This window comes from Kitasatospora sp. NPDC015121, assembly GCF_055562955.1.
In genome coordinates this window covers 87705-97559 of record NZ_JBVHEH010000029.1, presented here as the reverse complement: position 1 = coordinate 97559, position 9855 = coordinate 87705, and the positions used below count along the sequence as shown (strand labels likewise).

7 protein-coding genes and 5 tRNA genes are annotated in these 9855 nt (G+C 73.5%); 8 read left to right on the top strand and 4 right to left on the bottom strand.

Annotated features, from left to right (window positions below; genetic code table 11):
- Positions 1-47 precede the first annotated feature (47 nt).
- From ACZ3J7_RS33290 to ACZ3J7_RS33280, 3 genes are all read right to left on the bottom strand, one after another.
- The gene (locus ACZ3J7_RS33290; protein WP_014138210.1) at positions 48-494 is read right to left on the bottom strand and encodes a DUF742 domain-containing protein; all 447 of its coding nucleotides are present in this window, start codon (positions 492-494) and stop codon (positions 48-50) included.
- 169 nt (positions 495-663) lie between these two features.
- The gene (locus ACZ3J7_RS33285) at positions 664-1077 is read right to left on the bottom strand and encodes a roadblock/LC7 domain-containing protein (RefSeq protein ID WP_097236138.1); all 414 of its coding nucleotides are present in this window, start codon (positions 1075-1077) and stop codon (positions 664-666) included.
- A 10-nt stretch (positions 1078-1087) separates the two neighbouring features.
- On the bottom strand, positions 1088-5014 hold the full coding sequence (locus ACZ3J7_RS33280; protein ID WP_465627111.1) for a sensor histidine kinase: 3927 nt from the start codon (positions 5012-5014) through the stop codon (positions 1088-1090).
- A gap of 530 nt (positions 5015-5544) precedes the next feature.
- On the opposite strand from ACZ3J7_RS33280, the gene ACZ3J7_RS33275 reads away from it, so the two are divergent.
- From ACZ3J7_RS33275 to ACZ3J7_RS33240, 8 genes are all read left to right on the top strand, one after another.
- A complete protein-coding gene (locus tag ACZ3J7_RS33275; protein ID WP_465627110.1) occupies positions 5545-5715 on the top strand; it encodes a hypothetical protein in 171 nt (56 codons plus the stop codon).
- Positions 5716-5879: 164 nt separating this feature from the next.
- Positions 5880-6680 carry a fumarylacetoacetate hydrolase family protein gene (locus ACZ3J7_RS33270; protein ID WP_465627109.1) on the top strand — a complete coding sequence of 267 codons (801 nt, stop codon included), beginning with the start codon at positions 5880-5882 and terminating at the stop codon, positions 6678-6680.
- On the top strand, positions 6673-8196 hold the full coding sequence (gltX, locus tag ACZ3J7_RS33265; protein ID WP_465627108.1) for a glutamate--tRNA ligase: 1524 nt from the start codon (positions 6673-6675) through the stop codon (positions 8194-8196). The genes ACZ3J7_RS33270 and gltX overlap by 8 nt, the downstream gene beginning before the upstream one ends.
- 188 nt (positions 8197-8384) lie before the next feature.
- Positions 8385-8456 (top strand) — tRNA-Gln (locus tag ACZ3J7_RS33260).
- Between the two features lie 21 nt (positions 8457-8477).
- Positions 8478-8550: transfer RNA gene (locus ACZ3J7_RS33255), tRNA-Glu, on the top strand.
- A 38-nt stretch (positions 8551-8588) separates the two neighbouring features.
- Positions 8589-8661 (top strand) — tRNA-Glu (locus ACZ3J7_RS33250).
- Positions 8662-8674: 13 nt separating this feature from the next.
- Positions 8675-8747, top strand: a tRNA-Glu gene (locus ACZ3J7_RS33245).
- A gap of 4 nt (positions 8748-8751) precedes the next feature.
- Positions 8752-8826, top strand: a tRNA-Gln gene (locus ACZ3J7_RS33240).
- Positions 8827-8961: 135 nt separating this feature from the next.
- On the opposite strand, the gene ACZ3J7_RS33235 is transcribed toward ACZ3J7_RS33240, so the two are convergent.
- Complete coding sequence (locus ACZ3J7_RS33235) at positions 8962-9675, bottom strand: IclR family transcriptional regulator (protein WP_033215067.1); 714 nt, start codon at positions 9673-9675, stop codon at positions 8962-8964.
- Positions 9676-9855 lie beyond the last annotated feature (180 nt).

Below are 9855 nucleotides of genomic sequence, written 5' to 3'. Positions count from 1 at the left end.
CGACGACGATCTTGGCGGAGGTGGTGGCGCGGCTGGGGGCGGCCGCGTTAGAGCTTGCGAAGTCCACTGAGGACCCTTTCGAGCAGCGTGACGTCAGGCGTACCGCCCGACTCGCCCGCGGCGGCGGGCTGGTGGATGGCGACCAGACCGGCTTCCGCCAGGTCTGCGACGAGGATGCGGGCGACCCCGAGCGGGACGCCGGCCAGCGCGGAGATCTCCGCCACCGACTTCACGTCGCGGCACAGCGACACGATGCGGGCGTGCTCGGGGAGCAGCCCGCCGGGGGCGGTGGTGCTGGTCGTCGAGATCAGCGCCTCGATGGCCAGCTGGTAGCGCGGCCGGGTGCGACCGCCGGTCATCGCGTACGGGCGGACCAGCGGCTGCTGCTCGTAGCCGTCCGACTGCTGGCCGCCGTACCCGCCGGCCTGCTGGCCGCCGTAGCCGTTTCCGTAACCGTTGCCGTACGCGCCGGCGGGTGTCGGGGGCGGGGTCATGCGTCCTCCTTGTGCTGCAGTCGTTCGCGGCCGGAGCCCGCGGGCCGTTGACTGACGGGCTGTCAGCCACCGTACGGCGAAGACCTGGGGTGGGAGTGCCGGACCCGGGGGTCGGGTGAGGGTCCGGCACGGTGAGGGTGGTGCTGAGGAGTCGGGTGGAACCGGCCCGTCAGTGGAGCAGGCTGCCCTGGAGCTCCGCCCGCAGGGCCGGCGTGAGCACCGCGCCGGCCCGGTCGACCAACAGCGCCATCTCGTAGCCGACGAGACCGATGTCGGAGTCCGGCGAGGCGAGCACCGCGAGCGCGGAGCCGTCGCTGATCGCCATCAGGAACAGGAAGCCCCGCTCCATCTCGACCACGGTCTGGTTGACCTCGCCGCCCTCGAAGATGCGGCTGGCGCCGGAGGTCAGCGAGGTCAGTCCGGAGGCGACGGCGGCCAGCTGGTCGGCGCGGTCCCGGGGGAAGCCCTCGGACATGCACAGCAGCAGACCGTCGGCGGAGACCACCACGGTGTGGGACACCCCGGGGGTGTTGTCCACGAAATTGGTGATCAGCCAGTTCAGGTTCTGTGCGGCCTGGCTCATCTGGATCAACTCAACGCTCCTGGTGCTCGGGGCCGAAGCCGTTGTTGCCATCGACGTCGGACCGCCCGCCCCGGGCTCCCCGGTAGCCCTCGGACGTCCCGCCGAAGTCGAAGCCCGGCCGCTGCTGCGGCCCGGGACCGCCGAAGCCCGGCTGCTGCGTCCCCGCCTGGCGGCCCTGCTGGATGCCGCGCCGCAGGTTGGTCAGCCGGCCGCGCACCTCCTCCGGGCTGCGCGAGACCTGGGGGCCGGTCAGCGGGCTGGCCTCGGCGCTGCCGGAGACCAGGTTGGCCTGCGGGGTGCGGCGCGGCAGCCCCGAGGTGGTCAGGCCGTTGGTCTGCGGCTCGCGCATCTGCTCGGCCCGCCGCCAGCGCTCGTCGTTCGCCGACGGGCGCCACGGCGCGTCCGGGTCACCCTGCGGGTCGACCGCGGGGGCGCCCTGCGGACCGGCCTGCGGGGCACCGCCGAACGGCGCCGCCGGACGCTGGCCCGGGCCCGGCTGGCCCTGCGGGCCGGTCGGACGCTGGGGCTGCTGCTGCGGCTGCTGCGGCTGCTGCGGCTGCTGGGGCGCGGCCGGACGCTGCTGCTGCGGGCCGGTGGGGCGCTGCTGCTGCGGGGCACCGCCCGGCGCCGGGCGCTGCGGCAGGCCCTGCGACTGCGGGCCGGGCCCCTGCGGGCGCTGCCGCTCGACCGGCTCGGCCTGCGGACGCTCGGTGAAGCCCGGCGCGGAGGTGCCGGGGCGCTGCGGCTGGTACGCACGCGGGCGGAGCTGCTCGTGGCCCGGCACCGGGGCGCCCGGCCCGGCCGACCGCTCGCCGGCCGTCGGCAGCGCCATCGGCTGCGGGCGCTCGGCGAACTGCTGCGGCTGCTGGGCCTGCTGCGGACGCTCGGCGTACTGCTGCTGCACCGGCGGGAAGCCCTGGCCCACCGGGTCCGGCAGCACCGGCTCCACCAGGCCGAGGCCCAGCGGGTCGCGCGGGTCGATGTCGGACGCCTCGAAGCGCGGCCGGTCGAACCCGCCCGACTGCTCGACCGGGGCGGCCGGCGCCTGCTGCTGCGGCAGCGGACGGCGCGGCGGCTGCTCGGCCCGCCCGTGCTGGGCCGGCTCACCGCCCGGACGCGGCCGGCCCGGCAGCGGGGCGCCCTGCGGGCCCTGCGGCGCCTGCGGGCGACGCGGACCCGGGCCCTGCGGACCGCCCTGCGGCGGCTGGCCGGGCTGGCCGGGCTGCTGGCCCGGCTGCGGGCGGCGCGGCGGCAGCCCGCCGCGCTGCTGGCCCGGACCGTCCTGGAGGCCCGGGGCGCCCGAGGCGCCCGGCACCCGCCGCGGCGGCAGCCCGCCGCCGGCCGGCGCACCGGCACCCGGACCACCGGGCGCGCCCGCGCCCGGACCGGCCGGCGCACCCGCCGCCGGGTTCTCGCGCAGCGACTGGCCGACCGAGCGGGTCGGCAGCGCGCCGGGGCGGCCCTGCGGCTGCGGCGAGCGGCCGCCGAAGGCGCCGTTCGGGCCGAAGCCGCCGTCGCCCGGCTGGCCGCCGGGCGCGCCCGGGCCGCCGGGTCCGCCCGGCGTGCGCTGCGGCGCGGCCGGGCCGGAGGAGCCGGCCGGGGAGAAGAGGTCGGGGCTGCCGCCGGCCGGGCCCTGGCCCAGCTGCGGACGGCCCGCAGGGTCGTTCGGGCCCGCCTGGCCGAGCGCGGTGCGCGCACCGGGCAGGTCGCCCGCCGGGCGGCCCTGCTGGCGCGGCGTCGGCGCCAGGCCGCGCGGCCGGCCGCCCTGCGGCGGCTGGCCGGGCTGGCCCGGCTGCCCGGGCCCGGGCCGGTTGCCGCGCCGCTCGGCGGAGTTGGTGACGTCCACCGGCAGCATGACCAGCGCGGTGGTGCCGCCGGAGTCGGACGGGCGGAGCTGGATCCGGATGCCGTGCCGCAGGGACAGCCGGCCGACCACGAACAGGCCCATCCGGCGGGAGACGGAGACGTCCACGACCGGCGGGTTGGCGAGGCGCTCGTTGATGTCGGCGAGGTCGTCGGGGGAGAGGCCGATGCCGGTGTCGTGGATCTCGATCAGCACCCGGCCGTCCGGCAGGGCGTGGCCGGTGACCCGGACCCGGGTCTGCGGGGAGGAGAACGAGGTGGCGTTCTCCAGCAGCTCGGCGAGCAGGTGGACGAGGTCGTTGACGACGCGGCCGGCGACCTCGGCGGTGGGCACCGAGGCGAGCTCGACGCGCTCGTACTGCTCCACCTCGGAGGCGGCGGCGCGCAGCACGTCGACCAGCGGGACGGGGCGGGTCCAGCGGCGGCCGGGGTCCTCGCCCGCGAGGACGAGGAGGTTCTCGCCGTTGCGGCGCATGCGGGTCGCGAGGTGGTCGAGCTTGAACAGCGAGGCCAGCTGGTCCGGGTCGGCCTCGCGGCTCTCCAGCTCGGAGATCAGCGACAGCTGGCGCTGGATCAGGCCCTGGCTGCGGCGCGAGAGGTTGGTGAACATCGCGTTGATGTTGCCGCGCAGCAGCGCCTGCTCGGCGGCCAGGCGGACCGCCTCGCGGTGCACCATGTCGAAGGCGTGCGCCACGTGGCCGATCTCGTCGGCGGAGTCGACGCCGACCGGCTCGACGGTGACGTCGACGTCGTGCGGGTCGCTCTCGGAGAGCGTCTTGACCAGCTCGGGCAGCCGCCGCTCGGCGACGTCCTCGGCGGAGGCCTGCAGGCGGGTCAGCGAGCGCACCATCGAGCGGGCCACCAGGGCGGCGCCGGCGATGGCGACGACGAGCACCAGGGCGACCAGCGAGGCGTTGATGACCGACTGGGCGTCGGCGTCCGACTGCAGCTGCTGGGCCTTGCCGTCGAGGTCGGAGAGGAGCTTCTTCTCGATGACCCGTTCGGCGTTGATCTTGGCCGTGGACTCCTCGTACCACTGCTGGTAGCTGACGCCGTCGGCCTGCTTGATGCCGTTCGGGTTCAGCACCGCCTGGGCGAACCGGTCGGCCTCGGCGACGACCTTGTTGTAGCTCATGGCCGAGCGCAGCGAGCGGGCCGCGCCCTCTCCGTACAGCGCGGTGAAGTTCTCCATCGCGTTGTCCTCGGAGTTGATCAGCCGGATGCCGAAGGTCTCGTCGGAGGCGGAGAGGGTGGGGGCCACCGGGTTGGCGAGCGCGGCCGAGATCAGCGCGCGCTGCATGGAGGTGGCTTCCTTGGACAGCGAGAACTGGTACAGGGTCCGGGTGGACTTGACCAGCTCGGTGGAGTTCGAGGTGATCGCGATGTCCTGCGCGGCGCCGATCAGGTCGTTGATGATCACGTTGTAGTTGGTGATCGTGGCCTGGATGTTGTTCGGGTCCGTGAAGGCGCCCCGGCGGGCCCGCGGCAGCGTGTTGAGGTCCTTGCGGACCTGCAGCAGCAGGGTCTTGGAACCGGCCAGGTCGAGGTCGTCGAACTTGTCGGCGGCCGCGTTGAACTTCTTCGACAGCGCGCTGCTGACGGAGTACGCCTGCTGCACGTCCTTGTCGGTGTCCGCGTTGCCGCCGTGCGCCACCGGGCCGGCCGCGATGTCGCGCTCGGTCTGCAGGGCGTCGGCGAGGTCGGTCGCGGTGCGGGCCAGCTCGGCCAGGTCGCTCATCTGGGAGAGCTCGCGGGAGTTCTCCATCGAGCCCTGCACGCGCAGGCCGCCGAAGACCAGCGCCACGATCACGGGCAGGAAGAGCAGGGCGATCAGGCGGGTGCGGATCCGCCAGTTGCGCATGGCGAAGCGGCTCAGGCCGGTGGCCCGGCGGCGGTTGAGCGTGCCGCGCAGTCTGGCGCGACGGCTCTTCGGACCGGCCGGCTTGTCGCCGTCCTGCTGGGGCGCGCTGTTCGCGCCCTGCGCACCGCTGTCGGCGGCGGGCTCGGCGGGGGAGCCGTACGGCCGCTCGCCTTGGCCCGTCGTCGCCGGTGTCGCCTGGTGGGGGCCGGCCACGGGCTCCCGCGACTCCGGGTCACCCGCGGCGCCGCTGCCCCTCTTGAAACGTCCCTGCACTGGCGTCGCAACCTCTGGACCGGGCGCCCTTCCCCGCCGGGCGGAGATAGGGCGGTGTCGAGTTTTTCCGTGGCATTCCAGCACAGCGGGGGAAGTCCAACAAGGGCCGTTACGACACGGTGTCCTGGGCCACCCTCCGCGCGCGGGGACTCACGTTGCGTGGCGCTCACGGCGTGGAATACGGTCCTTTTCGGACACTCGACGTGTCCAGGTCAACGAAGGGGAAGATCGGCATGTGCGCCGAATGTCCGTGATATCCCTAATGGTGGATTCCGGCATTGGCCGGAATCGTCACCTCCGCGCCCTTTGCACCGGCAATTGTGAGCAAACTCACAGCCCGATGTGTAGCTTTGGTCACGGTCGCTGTGGAATGGGCTCCCTAACCTGGCAGGGTTGCTCGGAGCCTGCCCGGCGGCGGGCCCGCGCAAAAGTCCGATTCGAGTTCGAGTGAAACAAGGGTGCTGACGCAGATGTCCGAGACGACCACCAAGGCCCCCGGCTCCACGGCCAACCCGCGCCGCACCACGCTGGCCTCCGTCGCGGACTTCGCCCAGCTGCCCGGCTTCGCGACCCGCGTCGCCCGGACGTACTCCACCGACCTCCCGGCCTCCACGGCCAACCCGCGCCGCACCGTCCGCTGACCCGGACGGCCCAGCCCGACCCGGCCCGCGCCCCGGCACCCCGCGCGGGGCGGGGCGGCCCCTCGCGCCGATAACCTGGTACCCACGAGCCGAGCCCGGTACTGCGGGCCCGGCAACCGTCCGGGAGCGTCCGGGCGGCCGACGAACCGAGAGGTTGCAGGGCTGTGCGTATCGCCAGGTTCTCCGTCCGCGAAGGGAGCCCCGCGGCGGGCTCGGTCTCCTTCGGAATCATCGAGGGGGACGCCGCGCAACCCGACTCGCTGGTGGTCCACGCGCTGGCCGGCCACCCCTTCGGCACCCCCCAGCCGACCGGCGAGACCCACCGCCTGCAGGACGTCCGGCTGCTGGCCCCGATGCTCCCCAGCAAGGTCGTCGCGGTCGGCCGCAACTACGCCGCGCACGCCGCCGAGCTGGGCAACGAGGTCCCGGCCGTCCCGCTGACCTTCTTCAAGCCCTCCACCGCCGTCATCGGCCCCACCGAGTCGATCGCCTACCCGCCGTTCTCCGCGGACGTGCAGTACGAGGCCGAACTCGCCGTGGTGATCGGCCGGATGTGCCGCGAGGTGCCGCTGGAGCGCGTCCCCGAGGTGGTCTTCGGCTACACCTGCGCCAACGACGTCACCGCCCGCGACGTGCAGCAGCGCGAGGGCCAGTGGGCCCGCGCCAAGGGCTTCGACACCTCCTGCCCGCTCGGCCCGTGGATCGAGACCGACCTCGACCCCGCCGACCTGGCCGTCACCTGCACCGTCAACGGCGAGCTCCGGCAGGCCGGCCGCACCTCGCAGATGGTCCGCTCGGTCGCCGAGCTGATCGTGCACGTCTCCGAGGCGATGACCCTGCTCCCGGGCGACGTCATCCTCACCGGCACCCCCGCGGGTGTCGGCCCCCTGAACATCGGCGACGAGGTCGCCGTCTCCGTCGAAGGCATCGGCACCCTCTCCAACAAGGTGATCAAGCGTGGCTAATGCAGGTATCAGCGGCTCCGCCGCGGGGAACCCGGCCGTCCGGGTCCGCTTCTGTCCCTCCCCGACCGGCAACCCGCACGTCGGCCTGGTCCGCACCGCCCTGTTCAACTGGGCCTACGCCCGGCACAACGGCGGCACCCTGGTGTTCCGGATCGAGGACACCGACGCGGCCCGGGACTCCGAGGAGTCGTACGAGCAGCTGCTCGGCGCCATGCGCTGGCTCGGCTTCGACTGGGACGAGGGCCCCGAGGTCGGCGGCCCGCACGCCCCCTACCGCCAGTCGCAGCGGACGGACGTCTACGCGGACGTCGCGGAGCGGCTGCGCGCGGCCGGCCACGCCTACCCCTGCTACTGCACCACCGAGGAGCTGGACGCCCGCCGCGAGGCCGCCCGCGCGGCCGGCCGGCCCTCCGGCTACGACGGCCACTGCCGCGACCTGACGGCCGAGCAGAAGGCCGCCTACGAGGCCGAGGGCCGCCCGTCGATCCTCCGCTTCCGGATGCCCGACACCACCCTCGCCTTCGACGACCTGGTCCGCGGCCCGATCTCCTTCGACCCGAAGGACGTCCCCGACTACGGCATCGTCCGGGCCAACGGCGCCCCGCTGTACACCCTGGTCAACCCGGTCGACGACGCCCTGATGGAGATCACCCACGTCCTGCGCGGCGAGGACCTGCTCTCCTCGACGCCCCGTCAGATCGCCCTGTACGCCGCCCTGGCGGAGATCGGCGTCGGCAACGGCACCACCCCGCGGTTCGGCCACCTGCCGTACGTGATGGGCGAGGGCAACAAGAAGCTCTCCAAGCGCGACCCGCAGGCCTCGCTCAACCTCTACCGCGAGCGCGGCTTCCTCCCCGAGGGCCTGCTCAACTACCTGGCCCTGCTGGGCTGGTCGCTCGCCGAGGACCGCGACATCTTCGACGTCGACGAGATGGTGGCCGCCTTCGACATCGACCACGTCAACGCCAACCCGGCCCGCTTCGACCTCAAGAAGGCCGAGCACATCAACGCCGAGCACCTCCGCCGCCTCGCCCCCGCGGAGTTCGTCGAGCGGCTGGTGCCCTACCTGCAGGCCGCCGACCTGCTGCCGGCCGAGCCCGCCGCCGAGCAGCTCGACCTGCTGGCGAAGGTCGCGCCGCTCACCCAGGAGCGGATGGTCGTCCTCTCCGAGATCGTCACCATGGCCGGCTTCCTGTTCGTCGCCCCCGCGGACTTCGCGGTCGACCCCGAGGACGGCGCCAAGGTCCTCACCGCCGACGCCCGCCCGGTGCTGGAGGCCTCGGTCGAGGCGCTCACCGAACTGCCGGACTTCACCCCCGAGCCGATCCAGGCCGCGCTGCGCGCGGCCCTGGTCGAGGGCCTGGGCATCAAGCCCAAGTTCGCCTTCACCCCGCTGCGGGTCGCGGTCACCGGCCGCCGGGTCTCCCCGCCGCTGTTCGAGTCGATGGAGCTGCTCGGCCGCGAGGAGACGCTCCGCCGCCTGCGGTCCGCGCTGGAGCTGCTCCCGGCCTCCTGAGCCGCCTCCCGGGCGCCCCCCGGGCACCTGCGGGCCGTGTCGCTGACCTGGCCCGCAGGTGTCCGGCGCGCTGCCTGCGGTTATCGATTTTGGAGCGGGGCGGGGCGTCGGGTAATGTTCTTTCTGCGCCGCCCGGGCCGGGAGGCGCAAGACACCGAGGAAGACCCCGCAGAGGGGTTGAACTCTGGTGGGGTATGGTGTAATTGGCAGCACGACTGATTCTGGTTCAGTTAGTCTAGGTTCGAGTCCTGGTACCCCAGCGCAGCACCTCACTGCAGTAAGCCCCCGTTGTGTAGTGGCCTAGCACGCCGCCCTCTCAAGGCGGTAGCGCCGGTTCGAATCCGGTCGGGGGTACGCAATTCTTGACAATTGCAGATGAATGAATGAGTCTCGCCCCCGTTGTGTAGTGGCCTAGCACGCCGCCCTCTCAAGGCGGTAGCGCCGGTTCGAATCCGGTCGGGGGTACTCACTCGTTCAGGCCCCCGTTGTGTAGTGGCCTAGCACGCCGCCCTCTCAAGGCGGTAGCGCCGGTTCGAATCCGGTCGGGGGTACTCATGGGGTATGGTGTAATTGGCAGCACGAGTGATTCTGGTTCATTTAGTCTAGGTTCGAGTCCTGGTACCCCAGCCAAGAAACGCTCCACAGAATGAGCTCCGGGTGACCGGGGCTCTTTTTGCATGTCCAGGCCCGGTACGACGACGCCCTCCGGTACGACGACGTCCCCCGGCCGCCGGCCGGGGGACGTCGTACGGGTGCGGGAGCGGCTCAGCTGCGGCGCAGCGCCTCGGTGAGGCGATTGGCGGCCTCGATGATGGCCTGGGCGTGCATCCGGCCGGGGTGGCGGGTCAGGCGCTCGATCGGGCCGGAGACCGAGACGGCGGCGACCACCCGGTTGGAGGGCCCGCGGACGGGCGCGGAGACCGAGGCGACGCCGGGCTCGCGCTCGCCGATGGACTGGGCCCAGCCGCGGCGGCGCACGCCGCTGAGCGCGGTGGCGGTGAACCGGGCGCCCTGGAGGCCGCGGTGCAGGCGCTCGGGCTCCTCCCAGGCGAGCAGCACCTGGGCGGCGGAGCCGGCCTTCATCGGCAGCGTGGAGCCGACCGGCACGGTGTCGCGCAGGCCGGAGAGGCGCTCGGCGGCGGCCACGCAGATCCGCATCTCGCCCTGCCGGCGGTAGAGCTGGGCGCTCTCGCCCGTGACGTCCCGCAGGTGGGTCAGCACCGGTCCGGCGGCGGCCAGCAGCCGGTCCTCGCCGGCCGCGGCGGAGAGCTCGGCGAGCCGGGGCCCGAGGATGAAGCGGCCCTGCATGTCGCGGGTGACCAGGCGGTGGTGCTCGAGTGCGACGGCGAGTCGGTGGGCCGTGGGCCGTGCCAGACCGGTGGCGGCGACCAGCCCCGCCAACGTGGCGGGGCCCGACTCCAGTGCGCTGAGCACCAGAGCGGCCTTGTCGAGAACGCCGACGCCGCTAGTGTTGTCCATGTCTCGATACTGCAGTCTCAATCAGCGAGACGCAAGTTCAATCTTCCGAGAAAAGCGCCACTCTTGGTGTCAGCAGCCCGGGAGACACCCAGGACGGCACCCCACCACGGTGTCCGCATCCTGGACGGTCCGGCGTGCAGGTCGCGACTCCAAGCGAGCCTCACAGGGCGGCACGGGACA